Raw genomic sequence first — 22,458 nt, 5'->3', positions numbered from 1 at the left:
CAGCGGCGGCGTACAGCCAGAATTGCTGATCGTCGATTCGAATCACAGTCTCGTCGAGAGCAACGTGATTCGGGCTTCGACCCTCTGTGGGCTGTAGATCGGCTTTCTGCACCCAATCGTGGATCGCTTTCGGCGAGCGCTCGACACCCCACTCTTCGAGAACCGGGACGGTATTCCGGAGCGAGAGCCCCGCTAACTGCAACTGAATACCGAGCTTCATCGCACGCTCGGGTGTCCGCTGACGCTCCACAAAATCCAAATCAATCCAGTCTGTACATCCGGTGAGGCGGGCGATTTCTGGCATAGATCACCAAGAAATCACTCCGCCTCACTCTTCATCCTTAACTAAACACGACTGGCCGGAGTCCCCCGCCGACAACAAGAGCTATTTCGTCCGGCGGCGAGGCCCGAACCGAGCGATGTTTGTGGGTCACGAGTTCCTCGCGCTCGCGCTCGTCGGGTGGGCCGCGCACCGCGTCGGACACGACGCGCGGACGGCGTTCGGTCTCGGCTGCGTGGCCGCGCTGGCCGCGCTGTTACCGGATCTCGACGTCGCGTACGCCGTGGGGACCTACGCTGCCGCCGTCGCCGGCGGGACGCCCTTCGGCTGGGAACCGTTCTGGGGCGTCGCAAACGGCGTCCACCGCGTCGTCACCCATCCGCTCCCGGTCGGTGCCGTCGCGGCGCTGACCCTCGGGGCGGGCGTCGCACTCGCCCGGCCGAGCCGACGGATCACGCCGGTTTCGGTCGGCCTCGTGGGCGTCGCCGCCGCCGCGGGATCGATCGCGGTCCTGTGGCGGTTCTGGACGACGGACCCGGCCGCCGCGGTCGTCGCGGCGGTGTTCCTCGCGATCGCGGCCGTCGCGGGCGGTGTCGTCGGGGGTCGAACCGGCCTCGACCCCGTACCATCGACGCTCGCCGCCGCCGTCGGCTTTCTCACGCACCCGTTCGGAGACGTCTTCCTCGCCGTTCCGCCGCCGCTGCTGTCGCCGTTCGGGCCGCCGGTGCTGACCGACCGGGTCGTGCTCGCGGTCGACCCGACGCTGAACCTCCTCGGAATCCTGTTCGTGGAGGTCGCGACAGTCTGGGCGGGACTGGCGGTCGCCGTCCGGCTGTGGCCGTTCGGCTCGAGCTGGGCTGCCCCGCTCCGGCTCCGCGACGTGCTCGGTCTCCCCGCCGCGGCCGGTCTCGCGTACGTTCCGGCGGCGATCGTCCTGCCCCGACCGACGATCGTGGACGCGCACATCCTGGGCTTCACGATCGTTCCCCTCGCGGCCGTCGTGGGGCTCTGGGTATCTTACCACGGCGTCACCGACGGCGCGGGGACTAGCCGCGCCATCCTGGCCGGCCTCGTGAACGGCCTCGCAGCGCTCACGCTCAGCGCGGGTGCGTCCCTGTTCGTGTACGTTCCGGGCTGAATTAGTGGCGAACCAAACGCTTAGTATCCGTCAGTAGAACATTTTATTAGAGTATCACATTCCCGGGCGCACGTCACGCCGCCATCGTGGGTTCCGCCGGTGACGGTGGCAGCCGCCAGCGGCCGATCACCTGTCGATAGCACATCGCATATGGACACTGACTCTCACCCCTCGATCGAACTGCTGTCCGACCTGACATCGCTGTGGTGGCAGATCGCGATAGTGTTCTTTCTCGTCGGTGATCTCGTGACGACGTTCGCCGGCTTCCAACTCCGACAGGTCGTCGAAGCGGGGCCGCTCGCCGCCTGGCTCGTCAACACCCACGGGGCGACGCTCATCATTCCGCTGAAACTGGGCGTCGTGGCCGCCTTCTACGGCCTGTATCGCGTCGTCCCGCGCCCCCACTGCATCGGCGTGCCGCTTGGACTCGCGGCGCTCGGGTTGCTCGTCACCATCTGGAACGGCGCGGTGATCGTCGCGGCGCTGTTCTAAACTCGACGACGATGCTGGGAGCGGAGGCAACGCTCGACCGGCCTGAGAACGCGAGTGCGGGCATCTAGGGCTTGTCGCCCACGGGACGCGGTTACGCCACCCAAAGGCCGTCGCTCACCGGTACGGAATGCGGGAGAAGTGGGCCGGCGCGAATTCGAATCGCGGTTACGGCCACCCGAAGGCCGAAGGATACCAAGCTACCCCACCGGCCCGCACATACACAATCGCTATTCTGTCTTTTAATGCTTCCGAACCGGGTCGCCTGCGGTGCCACTCAGGAACGTCCGTCCCCGCTCGCGTCCGTCGGTGCGTCCGCCGCGGCAGGTGACTCGAAGTACCGATCGCGGTGCCGTCGGCACCCGGGGTTGAACGCCGCGCCGCACTCCGGGCACGCGTCGTCACTGTCGAGGTACCGCTGCGCCGACAGCGTCGCGCCGCAGACGCCACACAGCACCGCGGGCTCGTCGAACCGCTCGCGCGGCCACGGCTCCGGGTCGTGATCGGTCGCGGCGGCGTGGCACGCGTGGCACGGCGAGAAGGTGTCACAGCAGCCGAACCGGAGGGCGACGACGTCGACTGGATCGTCCCAGTGCGCGCACCGCGTCTCCGGATCGACCGCGACTCCGACGAGCGGAACCGCGAACCGACCGTCTGTGGCAGGTGCGCGTGTGGTCCGGGTCTCCGATCCATCGCTCGCTGGCGCTCGGTCGTCACCCATCGGTCAGTACGTGGTGAAGCCGTCGGTGTCGAGGTAGTTGTGCGCGACGGTGACGGCGTGATCCGCGTGCAGCACCTCCGGACTCAGCCGGACCCGCTGATCGGCCGCGTCGGCGAGCAGTTGCCCTTCTGCTTCGGTGAAGTCGCGGTGGTCCGAGAGGACGAACAGCGGGTCGGTGGGCGGTTCGACCTCGGCCACGGGGTCGCCGTCCTCGTGGAGTTCGACGACGGTCGCGTCGGTCGCGAGTTCCTCGAGCGTCGCCGCGAACCCCATCCGACGGATGGAGACCCCCGGGGACGCCGCCGCGGGCAGGTGGCCGATGGCGTCCTCGCGATTCTCCAGCGCGCCCCGGATCAGCGCGGCGGTGCTCCGCTCGTCGGGGTTGAGTCGGCGGAGGTCCGCCCCCTCGAACCGGACGGTGAATGTATCGTCGAGAACGAGGTGGACCCTGACGGACTCGCGGATCGCGTGCGAGAGGAAGAACGCGCTCGTCACACAGCGGCAGAGCACGTCGAGGCGCCCGGCGCCGCCGGTGATGTCGTCGAGCGAGAAATCGGGCGTCGTCGGCGCCTCGTGGCCGACGATCAGAAACTGGCGCATAGCCCGTCTCTCGGCTCAGTGATGATCAATCGCGCGCTTCGCAGCCGATCCGAACGGCGGGTGATAGCGACCTGACGCGTCGATCGCGATTCAGGCCGTGGGCGGACGCGTCGGTGCCGTCGGTCTCTCGGACGAGCCGCTCGACGGCGGTGCCGGCGCGTTTCGCGTCTTCTCGCCGTTCACGAGGAAGTCGGCGAGGTTCCCGATGAACGCCTCGTTGCCCGCGAGATAGGCGTTCGTCGGCTCGAGGAAATCGGTGTCGCCGACCATCGCCACATCGTCGGACTGCACCGCGACGGCGTAGGTGTCCGCGCGGCGGGTCGTCGACAGTCGCGTCCCCTCGATCGTCGAGAGGGCGGTCTGTCCGCGGTCGATCGTGAGGGGGCGCGCGTCGGAGAAGACGGCTCGATCGACACCCTCAGCGAGCGACCCGCTGCCGCCCGTCGCGTAGACGTTCTCGAAGTTCCGCTGGTACTCGTTCATATTGAACAGATAGCCCGACTGGGCTGCGACCCCCAGTGACGAACTCAGGCCGGCACCGCCGCTCGAGGGCCGCTGGACTCTCAGTCCCAGCAGACTCGTGATCGCGCTCGCGCCACCCGAGGAGGCCGGATCGGAGAGCAGGACGACACGGCCGCCCGCCTCGTTGAAGGCACGGACGCCAGCGAGTTGGTCGGGCGTGTACGGCTGTCCCGGGTTCGCGACGAGGAGAGCGTCGGCGTTCCGAAGCGACTGATTCCACGCCTGCCCGCGGGCCTGCTCTTGGGTCACGAACCGGACCTCGTGCCCGTTCTCGACCAGCGTGCTCACGAGGGTCGAGCGCTTCTCTTCGGAGAGCTGATTTCCGTGCGCCTGATCGACGAGGATCGTCTTCCCCGAGGCGCTGCTCTCCATCGAGATCGTGCCGCTCTCTTCGGCGGCATCGACGCGGACCGCGTCGAGGTCGGTCTGTTCTTCGGCGAGATTCGTCACTTCGGGCGTGTCGCCGCCGGTGACGAACGGGAGCGCCGCCGCGCCGCCGACGACGACGGCGACGATCACGACGAACGCGACGGCGGGCGCCGTCAGATCACGCGCTTGCATTGGCGATCACCTCCGGGCTGTGGTAGGGTACTTCGTCCACCATCAGCGGTCTCGTGACGGGGACGACGCCGCTCGTCCGATCGCTCTGCTTGTAGATCTGTGTGCCATTGTCAGTCTCTGTGGCGAAGAGGAAGAGGCCGAGCGTATTCGGCGGCTCCTGTCTGACGACGTCGTAGTCTTCCATTCCGGCCAGCTCCGCGGCGTGATCGATCGCCGCCGGAAGCGAGCCGATGCCGTCGGCGTAGCCGTTCTCGACGGCTTCGGGGCCGAGGTAGGTCCTCGCGTAGGCGACTTCCTCGCGCGAGAGGCTGATGTTCTCGCCACGGTGCTCCATCACCCGACCGACGAACTGCCGCTTGAGGGACTCGATCGTCCGCTCGCGCTGGTCGGCGGTCGGCTGGGCCTTGTCGGGACCGGTCCGAATGATCGAATCCGGAACCGGGACGCTTCCGCCGGAACCGATCACGCCCACGCTGCCGACCTGCGAGGAGGAGAGGACGTAGATCTCGTCGGCCGGGAGCATTCCGTAGTACGCGCCGGACGCGCCGACGCCCTGCACCGAGGCGACGACCGGCATCTGTTCTGCTGTGCGCAACACTTCTAGATACAATCGCTCGCTGGGAGCGACGGCACCGCCACCGCTGTCGACTTTGAGAACCACTGCTTCGATGGACTCGTTGGTCCGTGCGTTTCGGAGGTCCTCGGCGATACCGTCCACTGTCGTCCCGGAGATGGTGCCGGAGATCGTGATGACCGACACCGTTCCGTCGGACTGAGCGGAGGTACCGTAGTCGTACGCAACGGGGGCGAGCACCGCGCTCACCAGGACGGCCGCGACGATTGCGACGACGAAGATCGTCCTCGCTTGCGCCACGGATGAATCTCTACTCATACTGCATCACCGTGGTGTCGGTAGGTGGGTAAAGGACTTCGTGTGGCACAAAATCGGATTTCACTCACGGTCGTGCCCACCGGAGGGTCGGCGTCGGGAGATCGCGGCTCTGTCCGACGGTTTCAGGGAGTTCGCACAGCGGGTTCAGTCGGTGAGTCCGTACCCCCGCTGGAAGAGCGCGATGTCGAGGCCGAGCACCGCGACCGTGAGCGCCGAGAGGACCGCCAGCGACGCGTTCGGATCGACCTCGCTGACACCGAGGAAGCCGTACCTGACGCCGTTGACCATATAGATCATCGGGTTCAGCAGCGAGACCTGCTGGACCGTCTCCGGGAGTTCGTTCAGCGAGTAGAAGACGCCGCCGAAGAACACCAGCGGTCGGAGGATGAACTGATTCAGCATCGTGAGGTCGTCGAAGTCGTCGGCCCACAGCCCAGCGATGACGCCGAGACTCGCGAACAGCGTCGTGATGACGACACCGAACGCGACGAGATAGAGCGGTTGCACCACGCCGACGGCGGTGAAGAACGCCCCGATGAGCGCGATCAGGATGCCGACGATCGCGCCGCGGATCGCCGCCGCCAGCACGTACGCGCCGACCATCGTCTGGTACGACAGCGGCGAGGTGAGCACCTCCTCGATGTACCGGTTCCATCGGCCGTGGAAGATGTTGAACGAGGTGTTCTCGAAGGCGTTCGAGATGGCGCCGAGGACGACCAGCCCGGGGAGGATGAACAGGATGTACGGCACCCCGGCGATCTCATTGATCCGCTCGCCGAGGATGACGCCGAAGACCGAGAAGTACAGGACGTTGGTGATGAACGGCGGCAGGAAGGTGTTCCGCGGACGGCGGAGGAAGCGGAGTACCTCCCGGCGGAGCAGCGCGAGAAAGCCCGTCGAATCGAATCTCACTGCGAGGACACCTCCGGCGTCGCCCGCCCCTCACCTGCTCTCGTCATCTCGACGAATACTTCTTCCAGAGAGGTGCGCTGGATCTCCAGATCGACGATCTCGTGGCCCGCGTCGTCGAGTCGCCGCACGACGTCCGGGGCGACGAGTCCGCCCTGTCGCGCGGTGACGACGAGGCGCGTCCCATCCAGTTCGACCGCGTCCACGCGCTCGTCCAGTGCGGCGAAATCCGGCACGGCGGTCGGTTCTTCGCGCAACTGGACGACGACGTCGTCGGTCCCGCGGTCCATCAGCTCTTCGGGGCTCGCGACGTCGAGGACGCGGCCGGAATCGAGGATCGCGACCTCGTCACAGAGCCGCTCGGCCTCCTCGATGTAGTGCGTCGTGAGCAGGATCGTCGTTCCCCGCTGATTCAGATCGATGATCGTCTCCCACAGCTCGTGCCGGAGTTGGACGTCGACGCCGGCTGTCGGCTCGTCGAGGATCAGGAGGTCCGGTTCGGTGATGAGTGCCCGCGCGAGCATAAACCGACGTTTCATCCCGCCAGAGAGCCAGTCGAATCGGGTGTCGCGCTTGTCGTAGATGCCGACGCGCTTCAGGACTTCTTCGGTCCGCTCGCTCGCGCGGGCTTTCGGAATCCCGTGGTAGCCCGCCTTGTGTTCGAGCACTTCGCGGATCGGAAAGAAGCGGTCGACGTTGAACTCCTGCGGAGCGAGGCCGATGCGGTCGCGGACCTCGCGGTACTCCTCCTGCACGTCGTGGCCGAACACCCGGGCGTCCCCGTCGGTCCCGCGGACGAGCCCCACGAGAACGTTGATGAACGTGGTCTTGCCCGCGCCGTTCGGGCCGAGCAGACCGAAGAACGAGCCCTCTGGCACGGTCAGATCGACGCCATCGAGCGCCTGTACGTCGCCGTAGGACTTCCGTAGATCGCGTATCTCGATCGCAGATTCCATTCGATCCCGACTTGTGGCTCTGCGGACCTAAGGACCACGAAGTCGGACGCCGCTCCCGGTCAGATTCGCCGGGTCCCCGCAGCGAAACAGCGATGCTCGTGGCCGCACATCACCAGGTGTGGACCGTTCCGATGGATCAGCGACGTTCGAGGGCGCGGACGCGTCCGGTCGCACCGGAAGCCCCGGCGTGACCGGAACTCTCAGCGACGCCGAGGACCCCGCCGACGCCGACGCGGGCGCGTCGACCGACCTCCCGAGCGACGCCGACCGCGCGCGCCTCGCCCGCCTCCGCCGCCTCAGCCACGTCCTCGACAGCGCGGTGGCGATACCCGGCACGAACGTCCGGATCGGGCTCGATCCGATCGTGGGCCTGCTCCCAGTCGTCGGCGACGCACCGACGACGGCCGCCTCAGCGTACGTCGTCGCGGAGGCCGCAGCGCTCGGGGCGCCGAGAACCACGCTGGTACGGATGTGTCTGAACCTCCTGGTCGACGCCGTCGTCGGGTCGATCCCGCTGGTCGGCGACGCGTTCGACGCGGTCTGGCGGGCGAACGACCGCAACGTTCGGCTGTTGCAGGCGCGCATCGACGACCCCGGAGGCGAACGCCGGGACCGACGCGCCGTGATCGCGCTCGGTGTCGCGGTGTTCGGTCTCGTACTCGCTGTCGGCACGGCCGCAGTCGTCGCCATCTGGTGGCTGTTCGGCCTCGCCGGCGTCGTCTGATGGCTGTCTGGATCCGTCGGCCTCGTCCCACAGGCGGTTCGCTCCGGCCGACGAAGGGCAAGACAGAAGCGCCACCCGGCGTTCGTACCGGTATGAGCATTCTCGCCGACGCCCGCGCGCTCGACGCGCAGGAACCGGTCTGTGACGCCTGCCTGGGCCGGGTCTTCGCCGATCGGAGCCACGGGCTGACGAACGACGAGCGGGGCCGCAGTCTCCGGATCGCGGCCGCGCTCGACGACGACGAGCCCCACGAACCGATCGATCCGGAATCGTGCTGGGTCTGTGAGGGCCGCTGCGCTGCGTTTGACGAGTGGGCCGAGCGCTGTGCGGCGGCCGTCGAAGACATCGAGTTCGACACCTATCAGGTGGGGACCCGGACGCCGCCACTGATCGAAGAGAACGAACGGCTGTTCAGAGAGACCGCCGATCTCGACCCCGAGGCGGGCGAACTGTTCAAATCCGAGTTCAACCGCGAAGTCGGCAAACGCGTCGGTCGACTCACCGATACGACCGTCGAGTTCGGGCGCCCGGAGATCCAGTTCACGCTCGATCTCGAGGCCGATCACGTCGAGGTCGACGTCCACTCGACGTTCGTCTACGGCCGCTACCGGAAACTCGAGCGCGACATTCCCCAGACGGAGTGGCCCTGTAGCGACTGCGACGGCTCGGGATACGTCGGGAAACAGGTGTGTGACACCTGCGACGGCTCGGGCTACCTGTATCAGGACAGCGTCGAGGGGCTGACCGCGCCAGTCGTCCGCGACGTGATGGACGGGACCGAGGCGACGTTCCACGGGGCCGGCCGGGAGGACGTCGACGCCCGGATGCTCGGCACCGGTCGGCCGTTCGTGATCGAAGTGATGGAGCCACGCCGCCGCAACGTCGACGTCGAGCGTCTGGAGGGCGACATCAACGCGTTCGCCGAGGGCCGGGTCGAAGTCGAGGGGCTCAGACTCGCGACCTACGAGATGGTCGAGCGAGTCAAGGGACTCGACGCCTCCAAGCGGTACCGTGCGGACGTCGAGTTCGACGGCGCCGTGGACGATGCGGCACTCACCGACGCGCTCGCCGAACTCGAAGGCGCGACGATCGAGCAGTACACGCCGCACCGCGTCGATCACCGCCGGGCGAACCTCACCCGCGAACGCGCCGTCTACGAGGCGGAGGGCGAGCGCGCGGACGCCTACCACGCCACTGTCGAAATCCACGGCGAGGGCGGTCTCTACATCAAGGAACTGATCTCCGGCGACGAGGGCCGAACGGAACCGAGTCTCGCTGGATTGCTCGGCGTCGATGCCACGGTGACCGCGCTCGACGTCGTGGGCGTCTACGGCGAAGCGGAGGACTTCGAGGCCGAGGAGTTCTTCCGCGAGGACGCCGCGGCGACCTCCGATACCGACGCGGGCAGCCCGGCCGACGCTGCGGACGAATGACCGCTCGCGAGCCCGACGACGACCCGACGGGTGACGCCGGACCGGCGGCCGACGAGACAGCTCTCGGCACCGACGAGGCCGGCAAGGGGCCGGTCCTCGGGCCGATGGTCGCCGCGGCGGTCCGCGCGTCCCCGGCGTCGATTCCGGACGACGTCGACGACTCGAAGCGACTCACGCCGGCGGTTCGAACCACGCTCGCCGCGACGTTGCACGACTCGCCGGACGTGGACGTGGCTGTCGCGGCGATCTCGACCGACCGGATCGACGATTCCGAGACGGATATGAACTCGCTGACGGTCGCCGCACAGGCCGAGGCGGTGGCGCAGATCGGCCGGGACGGCGACCGAGTCGTCGCGGACGCGGGCGACGTGAGCGAGTCCCGATTCGCGCGCCGCGTCGGCGACCGCGTCGCGAGCGCCGGTCCGTCGGTCGAGGTTCACGCCGAACACGGGGCGGACGAGGTGTACCCGCTGGTCGCCGCCGCGTCCGTGATCGCGAAAGTCGAACGCGACGACCGAATCGACGCACTCGACGACGAATACGCCGACTACGGGCCGGTCGGGAGCGGCTACCCGAGCGATCCGACGACGCGCGAGTTCCTCCGTCGATACGTCGAAGCGACGGGCGAACTTCCGGACTGCGCGCGGGCGTCGTGGGCGACGTCGGCAGACGTTCTCGCGGCGGCCGAGCAGTCGGGCCTCTCGGAGTTCTGAGTCCTCCCGTTCGAGCCTCGTTGCCGGTGATTATCAGATACTGTATTCACGCACGAGCATATTTACGAGTCTCTCCGCACTGAGACTGTATGGCAAGGGCACACCGGCAGCAGGCGCTTTTTGTCTGCTGTCTCGTTCTCGCCGGGCTGGTGCTCGTCGCACCGGCTTCGGCTGCTGGAGGGGGTACCGGACTCGCCGTTGATAACACGGCCACGGGTGAAACGACGACGCATACCTGGAACACCACGGTCTCCTCGGGCGGTGACTCGGTCGAATATCTGATCGTCAACTACACCGGAACGGGAGCGAATCTCTCATCTCCCGGGGCGTCCATCGAGGGTCCTAGCGTCACGGTCAACGGGACGCCTGTGGGGGTGTCCACGTCGGTCGATTCGGACACTCGATTGAATCTCACACTCAGTTCACCCGTCCAGGTCTCCGCGAACGATCCCGTCGAGGTGACGGTCAATACTGTACAGAACCCCACCGTGAGTGGCACGTACACCGCCTCGCTGGAACTGAACAACAGCACCTCGACGTTCGCGAGCACGGTCGAATCGTTCGAGATCGTCGAGGGCGGGCATCTCAACGGGACCGTCACCAACGGCACCGGAAGCGGGGTGACCAGCGCGGCGGTCTCGGTTCGCAATAACACCACAAACGATCGCGTGACGAACGTCTCCTCCGGTGGGTCGGGAAGCTACTCCGCGCACGTCCCGGCTGGTGACTACTTCGTCTCTGTCTCCAAGAGCGGCTACACGTCCAACAGCACGACGACGACTGTCCAGACCAACGCTGAGACGACCTTCGACCCGACGATCGTCCGCGTGGGCTACATCAACGGGACCGTTCTCAACGACAGCGACGTTTCAATCGGCAGTGCAAGCGTCAGTCTCTCCGACAGTTCGACCGGTGCATTCGTCGATTCCAACGTCTCAGCGGCGGACGGATCGTTCTCGGTGGCCGGGGGACCAGGCACGTACACGCTCTCCGTGACCGCCGACGGCTACGCCACGAACAAAACGACAGCCAGCATCACCGGAAGCGGTGTGACGACCACACAGAACGTGACGCTGGCAGCACTCGGGTACATCAACGGGACGGTCCGGAACCAGTCGGGCACGCCTCTCGGGGGGATCAACCTCGTGGCGGACTCACTGACCGGGACGAGTGCTGTGACGAACACGACTGCGCCCGATGGGTCGTTCTCGCTGGCAGTCGGGCCGGGCCGATACGATCTGGTGGCGTTCAACAACCCGAACTACGAGTTCAACATCACATCGAACGTGTCGGCGTCGTCCGGATTGACGACGACTTCGTCGGTGACGCTGACAGCGGTTCCGGACTCGGGCAACATTTCCGGCCAGATTGTCGCTTCGGACGGGACTCCTGTCTCGGGCGTAACGGTGAGTGCGGGCAGTAGCGACTACGAACATTACAACTCGACGACCACTAACGCGACGGGGTATTTCTCGATGGAAGTGCCCGAAGACACCTATCGAGTGTGGAGCGATGCCGGAAGCTACGCGCCGGTCCGGAAGAACGGCGTCGAGGTCACGGCGACGGGGACGACGTCGGTATCGCTGACCCCCGAGGCGACGGCGTATCTCACGGGACGCGTCACAAACGCTAGCGGGGGCGTCTCCGGGATCCCCGTCCTCGCGACGACGGGAGAGGAGTTCCACGCTGATCCGCAGACCAACGCGACCGGACACTACAACATCAGCGTGCCGGCCAACGGCTCGTACTCGGTGACTGTCCTCGCGACGGGACAGAGCGGTTCGACGAAGTCAGTCAGTGCGGGGGCGGGCGGCTCGGTCACCACGACGGACTTCGATCTCGTGACGACTGAAATCCCCGTCGCGTCCGTAGCGATTACCGACGGCCCGGGTGACGCGTCGAACCTCGGCGTCCGCGCATCGGTGTCGGGTGGACTACTGCAGATGCAACTGGTCAACGAAAGTTCGACACCGGCCGGCAGCGGGGTCGGTAAGCCGCAGGGATTAGAAAGTCTCGGCCTCCGGTCAGACACCACCGTCGAAATCAACCTCACAGTGACGAACTTCAGCGCCGATTCTCTGCTGTGGGCGCTTGACGACGCCCGATTCGAGACGTCGCCGAACGAGACGCTACAGAACGGCACTGACATCACCATCCGCGGGTCACCAGTCGATCTCCAAGGCACCTCGAACGGTCAGATCGGCCCACTGCTGTTCAAGGACCCTGACCAGGTGCAGTGGCCGACCGGCCGGGACTCCCGCGCCGATATGGGATTCAATCAGACGGTGTACGCGGGCGTCTTCGACCTCGACAAGGCCCCGGGGGGTGTCGAAGAGACGCTCAAGGGAATGAGTGTCACGACTAACGCGCAATCGTTCTCGGCACCAGTGGTGCGCAACGATAGCCTCCGACTGTGGATCGCCGGTCCGAGTAAGACCGTCGACGGTGACGAACACACGGGGTTCTATCAGGCGACCATTCCCGACGCACAGTTGAACGCCTGGAACGTCGACGACCCCGAATCAGAGCTGAGTGCGCTGTTCAAAGGGCAGAGTCAGGACTTCACTGTGACCGAGACCCAGAACGGTGCGCGAATCCGACTCGAGAACATCACGTACTCCGCCGGCTACGTTGAGGTGAACGCCAACCCGGAGAGCAGCAGTAGCGGCGGGTCCTCCGGTAGCGACGACTCCGACGACGTGACGGCGACGCCAACCGCTACGCCCACGCTCACAGCTACTCCGACATCAGTGCCCACGACGACGGTCAGCCCGACAGCGACTGAGGTCGATTCAGTCCAAACCACCGATACACCGTCCACGCTGGCTCCGACAGCCTCCGACTCGAGTACTGCGACGGGGACGGCAGCGGGGACGGAAACGGGAGCGTCGACGCCCGGATTTGGCGTCGTCGCGGCCGTGCTCGCGCTCACCGCGGCTGTGATCGGATTCCGGCGGCGCGCGTAACGACTCTCGGTGAACGTGAGTCGATTACACCCCGGATCTGTCTTCGGATCAGCCCTCCGTTGATCGGACGGACGTGAAACTGCGGGTCCGGTTAGCGCATCTCGTCCAGCGAGACGTAGGACCCCTCCTTCGCGGAGATCCACGTCGTCGGGAGCTCGGAAGGAGTCGCGTCCGCGGGATAGAGCGTGCACTCGTCGGGAGCGTCGTCGTACTCCTCGATTCGGGCGACACAACGCCGGTCAGTCGGCGTATCGGTCTGGTCGTCAGGGGTAGCGGGATCGGGGAGGTGGGAGTTCGTGGACATAGTCTTGATCATCTTGGCGGCGTCCGTCGGTCTCGTCGCCCGGTACGCTTCGATGTTACCTCGGGTTCGTATTTAAACAGTCGCCTATTCTTGTAGGGTGAGAGCGAGCCGCGACTCGAAGATGCGACAACGAATCCGAGGGTCGCTTCAGGGGACCGTCTCAGCGATCGACCGTCGTCAGCGCACGCAGGATGTCGCCGTACGCCGGTCGGGTGATGAGCACCCCGATGAGGACGCCGAGGATGGTGAAGATGGCGAAGCCCTGCAGGTCGCCGAGCGAGAGGATTGCCAGCGGCGACATCGCCAAGACGGTCGTCGCGGCAGCCGCGCCGATCACCCAGAACGCCTTGCGGAAGCGTGACTGGAAGACGCGACGGGAGTTGATCTCGCCCTCGGCCATCACCTCGTCAGCGATGATGATGAGGTCGTCCACCCCCGTCCCGATCACGGCGATGAACCCGGCGATGACAGAGAGGTCCAACGGATAGCCGATCCCGGCGGCGAACCCGAGCAGGATCACGACCTCCGAGAGCGCCGTCACGACCATCGGTGCGGCGACGCGGACGTCGCTGTAGCGGACGAAGACGACGCCGCTGACCGCGAGCACGGCCACGATGCCGGTGATGAGTGAGTTGATTCGGAAGTCAGCCCCCTGACTCGGCGAGATGTACGAGACCGTCCCGCCGCTGGCCTGGGAGAAGTCCAGTTGGGCCGGCAGCGCGCCCGCGCGGAGGTTGATCGAGACCTGCTGTGCCTCGGAGATGTTCGTGGTCTGCAGCTGGAAGACCGGGTCGTCGGCCCACGAGCCGCCCCGGAGGCTGTCGGCGAGTCCAGGACTCATCCCGAACGCGTTGGTCACCTCGCCGTTGACGACGAGGAGGAGACACGGGTCGGTGCCGTTGGGATTCTGCTGGTACGTACAGCGCGTCCCGCCCTGCTGGGCCAGCCCGGTGTCGACCATATCCTGCTGGAACTCCGGTGCGACCGACTCGGAGACCGTCACCGGCACGTACGCGCCCGTCGACTGCCCTTCCTGGGCGGTCCCGATGCTCTGGAAGTCGTCCTGCTGGAGGACGACGTCGCGGGTGTAGTTCTCACCGGTGGGATAGTGCGCCTCGATCACGACCGTCCCGCGTTCTGAGACGAGTTCACGGACCTGCGAGGCGTCCTGATTGGGGACCTCGACGAGGACGTAGTTCTCGCCCTGCGCGGTGGTCACCTGCTGAACCGTTCCGCCGGAGAGGCCCGCCTCGTTGATCTTGTTCTGGAGAATACGGACGACTTCCTCTCGAGTGGACTCTGTCACGCCCTCTCTGACCGTCTCGTATTCGTAGCCGGCGGCGCTTAGCGCAGCTGCCAGTTCGTCGGTGGTGATGCCCTCCGCGGTCACTTCGACAGTCGAACTCGGCTCCGACTGGGGCTGCGCGGTCGTCTGTCCGCTGGTGGCGTCGACGCGGGCGGTGACATCAGCCGGCCCTGCGCCGTCCAGTTCGTCCGAGACGTTCTGTCCCACTACCCGCGGATCGTCGCCGCCGAACTCGACACCCTCGGCTGTCACCCCGACGAGCGGCGCACGGACGCGCGTTCCGCCGGAGAGTTCGAGGCCGTACTGGAGGTTCGTCACGCTGCTCGTGGCTGCGACGTTCCCACCGCCACCGTCGTCGTCGGCTGCGAGCGTCGGCGAGAAGAGGGCGAATCCCGAAATGAGGATGAAGACGATGAGGAGGATGATCCGCCAGTTGTCGCGGAGATCGACCATCAGCGGGACACCCCCCTGAATTTGTACCAGCGCAGCAGACTCAGATTCAGCAGATACGTGTTCATCAGGTCAGCTGCGAGCCCGAAGACGAGCACGGTCCCGATGGCCGCCAGCAACTGGATCCCGAACAGCGTCGCCGTGATCGTCATAACGATCATCGCCGAAATCGACGTCAGCGTCATCGTCACACCGGTCCGCATCGCCCGGTACGTCGACTCGTAGAAATCGCCCGACCGCCGAAGGATGTGGTTGTTCAGCAGGATGTCGGAGTCGACGGAGTACCCGATGAGCATCAAGAGCGCCGCGACGGTCCCCAGCGAGAGTTCGATGCCGAGGACGTTCATCAGCGCGATCGGGATCGCGATATCGGAGAACGCCGAGAGGACGACCGCGACCGAGGGAACGAACACGCGGAACATCGCGAAGACGAGAATGCTCATCCCCAAGAACGCGACGCCGAGACCCCCGAGTGCGAGCACCTGTGTGTTCGCACCGAAACTCGCAGACACCGACGAGACCGATCTGACGTCCAGTCCCGCGTCCTGCGCCTGGCGTTCTAACGCTGCGGCGCTGATCCCATCGGATCCCGCTTCGGACTGGAACGTGACGACGTAGACGCTCTGGGCCGGCACCGAGCGTATCGTCTCCGGCTCCGCCGAGAACGCCGATCTGATCTGCTCTTCGGCCGCCGACTGCGGCCCGTCGATCGCCACTTGCACCTCGGTGCCGCCGGTGAATGCGATTCCCTGGTTCACTGGCGATCCGGTCATTACGTACCACCCGCCGATGACGATGAGCGCGACCACCAGCACGGCGAGCGGAATCGCCGCCAACTGGCGGTTCGTGTACCGGGTGTAATCGACTTCCGGTACCGTGAACTCGACCATAGGTGCCGGTGGAGAGCCCCGCCGAATAAGCCTTCTTATGCTCGTCGCTGCCAGTCGCTGCCGCCTCGGCCCGAAACGAAGGGGTCTACGGCAGATACCGTACCGAGAGCACGCCGGGCGACGAGCGGATCTCGACCCGGTTCACCCCGAGCCGCGCCGCGCGCGAGAGCAGCCCCTCCTCGTCTTCGAGGACGTCGTCGACGGCCGTCTCCGTGCCGTCGTCGGGAACCGTGATGACGTGTATCTCCCCGATCCCCTCACGCGGCTCACGGGTCAACTCGCCCACGTCCTGTGCGGCGGCCAGCTCCTCGGAGTGAGCCGTCGGCGGTTCCTCGCTCCGACCGATCGACAGCGATCGCCGGGAGACGGTTTCGACGAGCTGGTAGGAGACGTTCATCGGCGGGTCCGGGGAGACGGTTCCCTCGATGACGTCGTTGCGTTCGACGCCGGGATTCGACGACAACGTGTGGACCTGGCCGCTCTCGACGTTCTTGAGGACGGCCGAGGTGTCGTCGGCGGCGGTCACGAGGAACGTCCCCTCGACCTGCTCGTCGCTGGCGGCGGTGTCGGCGTCAGTCATCGCTCGCGGATACACGGCGGGCGCACTTCCGGGTTTCGTCGTGTCTCGGCTCCGCATCCGCGGCGCTCTGTCGGCTCACTGCCGACTCACCGACGGATCAGCGGAAGAGCCAGTGCGCGAGACCGACGAGCGCCGCCCCGGCGAGCGGCACCGACCACGAGAGCACCGGCGGGATCGCGTACAACACACCGATCACCGGGGCGAAGGCCCCCGTCGGCTGCGGGCGGGTCACCGTCTCGCCGTCCAGCATAAACGTCTCCGGCATCGACGCGACCAGCCCGAGATACAGCGAGAGCAAGAAGAGAAACCCGGCCGCGGCGAGGGCGGTTTCGTGCCGGCTCGAGGTGTCGGTTCCTCGCCGCCGCCGCCGCGCCACGACGAGCGTCGGCGCGACTGCGGGGAGAACGACGAGCAGGCCGATTACGACGTAGAAGGCGCGCGAGAGCGTCAGGGAGCCACCCTGGACGGCCGCGGTCTGTCCAATGAGGACGACGACCGCGATCGTGACGAGCAGGGCGATGAGCGCCACGGCGAGTGCGCTCGCGACGACGTAGAGCTTGAACAGCCGCGACTCGCTGGCTCGGAACGCGAACGGGTACGCGCCGAAGACGCCCCCGTAATCGGATGTCATCGCCCGACGTAGGAGGTCGGGCCGTTTCAACGGACCGGTCTCTCGGTGGCCCGACGTGGACCGACCGCTTTTTCGCCTGCGGCGGCAGTCGGTACGTATGTACGTCGACCTCGGCAGCGCGCTCGGCGCGACGCCCGGCGTTTCCCGGGACTCGCTCGAACGGCTCGACGAACAGGTGGCGACCGCTCACGAGCGGATTCAGGCCGGTCGTCGGAACAGCCAACACGGCTACGCGGCGCTGAATCTCCCCGAGACGGTCGACCTCGATGCCATCCGCGGCGCAGTCGCGCCGTTCGAGGATCCGGCGGCCGTCCTCACGGTCGGTATCGGGGGCAGCGCACTCGGTGCAGCGACGCTCGCCGACGCGCTCGCTGGACCGGCGGATCCGGACGCGTACTTCCTCGATAACGTCGATCCGGAGCACGTCTCCCGGCTGCTGGCGTCGCTGCCGCTCGATCGGACCGTCGTGAACGTCGTCTCTCGCTCCGGGACCACCGCGGAGACGCTCGCGAACTTCCTCGTTGTCCGCGAGGCGATGGCCGACGCCGGCGTCGACTGGACGGAGCGGACGTTCGTTACGACTGGCGAGTCGGGGAACCTCTGCGACCTCGCGGAGCAACACGACCTGCCGTCGCTGCCGGTCCCCGACGGCGTTCCGGGCCGGTTCTCCGCGCTCTCGACTGTCGGGCTCGCCGTGGCCGCGATCCAGGGGCACGACCTCGATGCGCTCCGAGCGGGTGCGGCTGCGGCGGCGGACGGGCTCTCGGGATCGCTGTTCGAGACGCCCGCGTACGCCTACGGCGCGACCGCCTACGCGCTCACCGGGCGCGGCGCACTCACGAACGCGATGATGCCGTACGCCGAGCGGCTGGAGACGTTCGCTGAGTGGTTCGCCCAGCTCTGGGCCGAGAGCCTCGGCAAGGACGGCCTCGGGCAGACGCCGGCGCGGGCGCTCGGCGCGACCGACCAGCACTCACAGTTGCAACTGTACCGCGCCGGCCCGCGGGACAAGCTCGTGACCCTCGTCCGACCGCGCGATCGGCCCGATTTCGGGATCCCGGCGACGGAACTCGACGGGCTCTCGTACCTCGGCGGCTCCTCGCTCGGCGAACTGCTCGACGCCGAGTTCGAGGCGACGGAGGCGAGTCTCGTCGAGTCGGGGGTGCCCGCGATCCGCGTCGAGATCGACGCCGTCGACGAGCGGTCCCTGGGCTCGCTGCTCTACGAGATGGAGGCGGCGTGCGTCCTCTACGGCGAACTGGCGTCGGTTTCGACGTTCACGCAGCCGGCGGTCGAGTGGGGGAAACGCGCCGCTCGCGGACTGCTCGGTGGGGGCGATTTCGAGGAGGCCGACGCCGTCGACGAACGGACGAGCCTGGTGGTAGAGTAGCGACGGACTCGTCAGCTGAAGGGGGTGAACAGCCGGCACGACCGCTCCCGCGCCGACGTGCCGGGCAACCGCTTCCCGACGCGGGACTGCACTCAGTTCACGGGGTCGCTGGTCCCGTCATCGTATATAACCCCTCGTGGCGGTCCGCGCCGACCCGACCCGAGTCGCGGTTCGCGTCACGACACCCGTCGCGTTCGCCGCAACATCTTTATTGTCGTCCTCCGTGGGTCGACCCAACACGGGTGAGTGGTCCCCCGTGACGGTGAGCCGCGCTTCTCTGACCCGAAGTTGGCAAGCGTTAAATGGCTCCCTTTCGAACCGGGCTGTAGTATCCCGTGAGAACTTCTTCCCCAACCACATCCCATCACAAGACATGGTAGACGTAAGCCAACACGAGCTCGTCCCAGAGCACACGCTCATCGACGAGGATGAGGTCGAGTCGATGCTGACGCAGTACGACGTCAAACGCGCCGACCTGCCGAAGATCAAGCGGAAGGATCCGGCGCTGCCCGACGACGCGGCGGTCGGTGACGTCGTCAAGATCGTCCGCGACTCTCGAACCACAGACAAAGCGGTATCCTACCGACTGGTGATCGAATGAACCGACAGGACCGACGCGTCGTCTCGCGCGAGTACTTCTCCGAGGAACGGCTCGCAGAACACCACTTCCGCTCGTTCAACAACTTCCTCGAGCGGGGAATGCAGGACGTCGTCACCGAGAAGGAACGGATCGAGACCGACATCGGCGACAAGGAGGGCGAAGAGCCCGTCTTCGTCGAACTGGGCGACGTGCGTGTCGAGACCCCGCGCGTCCGCGAAGCCGACGGTTCTGAGGAACTGCTCTTCCCGCAGGAAGCCCGCCTCCGGAACATCACCTACGCCGCGCCGGTGTTCATGGAGATGTCCATCGTCCGCGGCGGCGAGGAGGAAGAGGAAGTCGTCGTCGACACGACCGAGACCAAGGTGGGCCGGATGCCCATCATGGTCGGATCGACGAAGTGCAACATCGACGGCCTCAACGAACAGGAACTGATCGAGATCGGCGAAGACCCCGTCGACCCCGGCGGCTACTTCATCGTCAACGGCTCCGAGCGGGTGCTTATGACGTCCGAGGACCTCGCACCCAACAAGATCCTCGCCGAGTACGACTCGAAGTACGGCGACGAGATCCAGGTCGCGAAGACGTTCTCACAGCGCCGTGGCTACCGCGCGCTCGTGCTCTGTGAACGCAACCGCGAAGGACTGCTCGAAGTCTCCTTCCCCTCGGTCTCGGGCAGCGTAAACTTCGTGACGCTCGTCCGCGCGCTGGGACTCGAATCCGACGAGGAGATCGTCCACCGCGTGAGCGACGACCCCGAGATTGTGAAGTTTATGCTCGAGAATCTGGAGGAGGCCGAAGTCCAGACCGAAGAGCAGGCCATCGAGAAACTCGGCAAGCGCGTCGCGGGCGGCCAGGGCAAGAACTACCAGCTGAAGCGCGCGAACTACGTCATCGACCGGTACCTCCTCCCACACCTCCACGAGGACGGCGTCGACGACGAGGACGTGCGCATCAACAAGGCGTACTACCTCTGCCGGATGGCCGAGGCGTGCTTCGAGCTCGCGCTCGAACGCCGCGAATCCGACGACAAGGACCACTACGCCAACAAGCGGCTCAAGGTCTCCGGCGATCTGATGAAGGACCTCTTCCGGACGGCGCTCAACAAGCTCGCCCGCGACGTGAAGTACCAGCTCGAACGGGCGAATATGCGGAATCGACAGCTGACCGTCAACACGGTCGTCCGCTCGGACGTGCTCACCGAGCGGCTCGAACACCCGATCGCGACGGGGAACTGGGTCGGCGGCCGCTCTGGGGTCTCCCAGCTCGTCGACCGGACGGACTACATGGGCGTGCTCTCGCACCTGCGTCGGCTCCGCAGTCCGCTCTCGCGGAGCCAGCCGCACTTCGAGGCGCGCGACCTGCACGCGACCCAGTGGGGTCGCATCTGTCCCTCTGAGACCCCGGAGGGACCGAACTGCGGTCTCGTGAAGAACTTCGCGCAGGCGATGGAGCTCTCACAGAACATCGAGGACGAACAGTCGCTCAAGCGCGAACTGGCGTCGATGGGCGTCGAAGGAATTCCCGGTATCGAGGGACCGGCAGCTGGAACCCCCGCGGACGACTGATCAATGGCTCAGACACAACGAGAGGCGAAAGTCTACGTCAACGGTAGCTTGGTCGGCACCCACCCCGACCCCGAACAGCTCGCAGAACAGATCCGAGAGGCCCGCCGTCGCGGCGACATCAGCGAGATGGTCAACGTCTCGGTGAAGGACCGCACACGCGAGGTCATCGTCAACGCCGACGCTGGCCGCGCGCGCCGCCCGCTGATCGTCGTCGAGAACGGGGAACCGCTCCTCGGCGACGACGAGATCGAGGCCGTCGAGCAGGGCGCTCTGGAGTTCGAAGACCTCGTCGAGCGCGGCTACGTCGAATTCATCGACGCCGAGGAGGAAGAGGACATCTACGTCGCCGTCGACGAGGACGAGGTCACCGAGGACCACACGCATCTCGAAATCGACCCGCAACTCATCTTCGGCATCGGTGCGGGGATGATTCCCTACCCCGAGCACAACGCCTCGCCCCGGATTACGATGGGCGCGGGGATGATGAAGCAGTCGCTGGGGCTCCCGGCGGCCAACTACCGGATCCGTCCCGACACGCGACAGCACCTCCTGCACTACCCGCAACTGTCGATGGTCAAGACCCAGACCACCGAACAGATCGGGTTCGACGAGCGGCCGGCGGCGCAGAACTTCGTCGTCGCCGTGATGTCGTATGAAGGCTTCAACATCGAGGACGCGCTGGTGATGAACCAGGGCTCGGTCGACCGCGCGATGGCGCGCTCGCACTTCTTCCGGACCTACGAGGGCGAGGAACGCCGGTACCCCGGCGGTCAGGAAGACCGCTTCGAGATCCCGAGTCAGGACGTCCGCGGTGCGCGCGGGGAAGACGCGTACACCCACCTCGACGAGGACGGCCTCGTCAACCCCGAAACGCGGGTCGACGAGAACTCCGTCCTGCTGGGCAAGACCTCTCCCCCGCGGTTCCTCGAGGAACCCGACGATATGGGCGGGCTCTCGCCGCAGAAGCGCCGCGAGACCTCGGTCACGATGCGCTCTGGCGAATCCGGCGTCGTCGACACGGTCACCCTGATGGAGGGTGAAGACGGCTCCAAACTGGCGAAGGTCTCCGTCCGCGACCAGCGGGTCCCGGAACTCGGCGACAAGTTCGCCTCCCGTCACGGACAGAAGGGCGTCGTCGGCCACCTCGCACCGCAGGAAGATATGCCGTTCACCGAGCAGGGCGTCGTGCCCGACCTCGTGTTGAACCCCCACGCGCTCCCGTCGCGGATGACGGTCGGGCACGTGCTGGAGATGCTCGGCGGCAAGGTCGGCTCGCTCGAGGGCCGCCGCGTCGACGGCACCGCCTTCCAGGGCGAAGACGAGGAGGAACTCCGCGGCGCGCTCGAGGATCACGGCTTCAAATCCTCCGGCAAGGAAGTGATGTACTCCGGCGTCACCGGCGAGAAGATCGAGGCCGAGATCTTCGTCGGGACCATCTTCTATCACAAGCTCTACCACATGGTGAGCAACAAACTGCACGCCCGCTCGCGCGGGCCGGTGCAGGTGCTCACCCGCCAGCCCACCGAGGGGCGCGCCCGCGAGGGTGGCCTCCGGCTGGGCGAGATGGAGCGCGACACCGTCATCGGCCACGGTGCCGCGATGGTGCTCCAAGAGCGCCTGCTCGACTCCTCGGACAAAGAGACGGTGTACATCTCCGCGGAGACGGGGATGGTCGCCGTCGAGGACCGCGGCCAGCGCCGCATCTACGACCCCGTGACCGGCGACGAAGACGACATCCACGAGATCGAGATCAGTTACGCGTTCAAGCTCCTCCTCGATGAGATGATCGCGCTCGGCATCCGACCGCGCCTCGACCTCGAAGACGCAGTCTAACCAC

General features: G+C 66.4%; 21 protein-coding genes, 1 tRNA gene and 1 pseudogene. 10 read left to right on the top strand and 13 right to left on the bottom strand.

Going from position 1 to position 22,458, the window contains the following annotated elements; genetic code table 11:
• A pseudogene (locus BLU74_RS15175) lies at positions 1 to 304 on the bottom strand (IS6 family transposase); the annotation flags it as partial.
• Positions 305 to 419: 115 nt separating this feature from the next.
• On the opposite strand from BLU74_RS15175, the gene BLU74_RS15170 reads away from it, so the two are divergent.
• Both BLU74_RS15170 and BLU74_RS15165 read left to right on the top strand, forming a co-directional pair.
• On the top strand, positions 420 to 1,418 hold the full coding sequence (locus tag BLU74_RS15170) for a metal-dependent hydrolase (protein WP_089768842.1): 999 nt from the start codon (positions 420 to 422) through the stop codon (positions 1,416 to 1,418).
• A gap of 150 nt (positions 1,419 to 1,568) precedes the next feature.
• On the top strand, positions 1,569 to 1,910 hold the full coding sequence (locus tag BLU74_RS15165; RefSeq protein ID WP_089768840.1) for a DUF5658 family protein: 342 nt from the start codon (positions 1,569 to 1,571) through the stop codon (positions 1,908 to 1,910).
• A gap of 139 nt (positions 1,911 to 2,049) precedes the next feature.
• On the opposite strand, the gene BLU74_RS15160 is transcribed toward BLU74_RS15165, so the two are convergent.
• From BLU74_RS15160 to BLU74_RS15130, 7 genes are all read right to left on the bottom strand, one after another.
• Positions 2,050 to 2,122: transfer RNA gene (locus BLU74_RS15160), tRNA-Pro, on the bottom strand.
• A 62-nt stretch (positions 2,123 to 2,184) separates the two neighbouring features.
• Positions 2,185 to 2,628 carry a CHY zinc finger protein gene (locus BLU74_RS15155; RefSeq protein WP_089768838.1) on the bottom strand — a complete coding sequence of 148 codons (444 nt, stop codon included), beginning with the start codon at positions 2,626 to 2,628 and terminating at the stop codon, positions 2,185 to 2,187.
• Positions 2,629 to 2,631: 3 nt separating this feature from the next.
• Positions 2,632 to 3,228: a tRNA (pseudouridine(54)-N(1))-methyltransferase TrmY gene (gene trmY / locus BLU74_RS15150; RefSeq protein WP_089768836.1), complete on the bottom strand. Its 597-nt coding sequence runs from the start codon at positions 3,226 to 3,228 to the stop codon at positions 2,632 to 2,634.
• A gap of 90 nt (positions 3,229 to 3,318) precedes the next feature.
• The gene (locus BLU74_RS15145) at positions 3,319 to 4,311 is read right to left on the bottom strand and encodes a motility-associated ABC transporter substrate-binding family protein (protein ID WP_089768833.1); all 993 of its coding nucleotides are present in this window, start codon (positions 4,309 to 4,311) and stop codon (positions 3,319 to 3,321) included.
• Positions 4,298 to 5,203 carry a S49 family peptidase gene (locus BLU74_RS15140; protein ID WP_089768831.1) on the bottom strand — a complete coding sequence of 302 codons (906 nt, stop codon included), beginning with the start codon at positions 5,201 to 5,203 and terminating at the stop codon, positions 4,298 to 4,300. The genes BLU74_RS15145 and BLU74_RS15140 overlap by 14 nt, the downstream gene beginning before the upstream one ends.
• Positions 5,204 to 5,347: 144 nt before the next feature.
• Positions 5,348 to 6,115, bottom strand: a complete 768-nt coding sequence (locus BLU74_RS15135; RefSeq protein ID WP_089768830.1) for an ABC transporter permease — start codon at positions 6,113 to 6,115, stop codon at positions 5,348 to 5,350.
• Entirely contained in the window at positions 6,112 to 7,068 is a 957-nt protein-coding gene (locus BLU74_RS15130; RefSeq protein ID WP_089768828.1) for an ABC transporter ATP-binding protein, read from the bottom strand. The genes BLU74_RS15135 and BLU74_RS15130 overlap by 4 nt, the downstream gene beginning before the upstream one ends.
• A gap of 118 nt (positions 7,069 to 7,186) precedes the next feature.
• Here BLU74_RS15130 and BLU74_RS15125 point away from each other — a divergent pair, with 118 nt between their 5' ends.
• The 4 genes from BLU74_RS15125 (at position 7,187) to BLU74_RS15110 (ending at position 12,904) form a co-directional block, all read left to right on the top strand.
• On the top strand, positions 7,187 to 7,792 hold the full coding sequence (locus BLU74_RS15125) for a DUF4112 domain-containing protein (protein WP_245705815.1): 606 nt from the start codon (positions 7,187 to 7,189) through the stop codon (positions 7,790 to 7,792).
• A gap of 92 nt (positions 7,793 to 7,884) precedes the next feature.
• A complete protein-coding gene (locus tag BLU74_RS15120) occupies positions 7,885 to 9,225 on the top strand; it encodes a tRNA pseudouridine(54/55) synthase Pus10 (protein WP_089768826.1) in 1,341 nt (446 codons plus the stop codon).
• The gene (gene rnhB / locus BLU74_RS15115; protein ID WP_089768824.1) at positions 9,222 to 9,938 is read left to right on the top strand and encodes a ribonuclease HII; all 717 of its coding nucleotides are present in this window, start codon (positions 9,222 to 9,224) and stop codon (positions 9,936 to 9,938) included. Before BLU74_RS15120 ends, rnhB begins: the two co-directional genes overlap by 4 nt.
• Before the next feature lie 89 nt (positions 9,939 to 10,027).
• A complete protein-coding gene (locus BLU74_RS15110) occupies positions 10,028 to 12,904 on the top strand; it encodes a beta strand repeat-containing protein (protein WP_089768822.1) in 2,877 nt (958 codons plus the stop codon).
• 91 nt (positions 12,905 to 12,995) lie between these two features.
• Here BLU74_RS15110 and BLU74_RS15105 read toward each other — a convergent pair whose 3' ends face one another.
• From BLU74_RS15105 to BLU74_RS15085, 5 genes are all read right to left on the bottom strand, one after another.
• Complete coding sequence (locus BLU74_RS15105; protein WP_089768853.1) at positions 12,996 to 13,208, bottom strand: DUF7511 domain-containing protein; 213 nt, start codon at positions 13,206 to 13,208, stop codon at positions 12,996 to 12,998.
• 160 nt (positions 13,209 to 13,368) lie between these two features.
• A complete protein-coding gene (locus tag BLU74_RS15100; protein WP_089768819.1) occupies positions 13,369 to 14,967 on the bottom strand; it encodes a preprotein translocase subunit SecD in 1,599 nt (532 codons plus the stop codon).
• Positions 14,967 to 15,854, bottom strand: coding sequence for a protein translocase subunit SecF (secF, locus tag BLU74_RS15095; RefSeq protein ID WP_089768816.1), 888 nt, complete (start codon positions 15,852 to 15,854; stop codon positions 14,967 to 14,969). Before secF ends, BLU74_RS15100 begins: the two co-directional genes overlap by 1 nt.
• Before the next feature lie 85 nt (positions 15,855 to 15,939).
• Positions 15,940 to 16,434 (bottom strand): DUF5812 family protein, encoded by a 495-nt coding sequence (locus tag BLU74_RS15090; protein ID WP_089768851.1) that lies wholly within the window; start codon positions 16,432 to 16,434, stop codon positions 15,940 to 15,942.
• A 97-nt stretch (positions 16,435 to 16,531) separates the two neighbouring features.
• The gene (locus BLU74_RS15085; protein WP_089768814.1) at positions 16,532 to 17,065 is read right to left on the bottom strand and encodes a DUF8056 family protein; all 534 of its coding nucleotides are present in this window, start codon (positions 17,063 to 17,065) and stop codon (positions 16,532 to 16,534) included.
• A gap of 97 nt (positions 17,066 to 17,162) precedes the next feature.
• Between BLU74_RS15085 and BLU74_RS15080 the strand changes: the two genes are divergently transcribed.
• The 4 genes from BLU74_RS15080 to rpoB all read left to right on the top strand — a co-directional run bounded on the left by BLU74_RS15080 (position 17,163) and on the right by rpoB (position 22,454).
• Positions 17,163 to 18,455: a hypothetical protein gene (locus tag BLU74_RS15080; protein WP_089768811.1), complete on the top strand. Its 1,293-nt coding sequence runs from the start codon at positions 17,163 to 17,165 to the stop codon at positions 18,453 to 18,455.
• Positions 18,456 to 18,828: 373 nt separating this feature from the next.
• On the top strand, positions 18,829 to 19,056 hold the full coding sequence (locus tag BLU74_RS15075) for a DNA-directed RNA polymerase subunit H (protein ID WP_089768809.1): 228 nt from the start codon (positions 18,829 to 18,831) through the stop codon (positions 19,054 to 19,056).
• A complete protein-coding gene (locus tag BLU74_RS15070) occupies positions 19,053 to 20,621 on the top strand; it encodes a DNA-directed RNA polymerase subunit B'' (protein WP_089768807.1) in 1,569 nt (522 codons plus the stop codon). Before BLU74_RS15075 ends, BLU74_RS15070 begins: the two co-directional genes overlap by 4 nt.
• A 3-nt stretch (positions 20,622 to 20,624) precedes the next feature.
• Positions 20,625 to 22,454, top strand: coding sequence for a DNA-directed RNA polymerase subunit B (gene rpoB / locus BLU74_RS15065; RefSeq protein ID WP_089768805.1), 1,830 nt, complete (start codon positions 20,625 to 20,627; stop codon positions 22,452 to 22,454).
• The last annotated feature ends 4 nt before the right edge of the window (positions 22,455 to 22,458 follow it).

It is taken from the genome of Halobellus clavatus (assembly GCF_900107195.1).
Classification (GTDB): Archaea; Halobacteriota; Halobacteria; order Halobacteriales; family Haloferacaceae; genus Haloquadratum; species Haloquadratum clavatum.
This window is presented reverse-complemented; position numbering and strand designations above follow the sequence as displayed.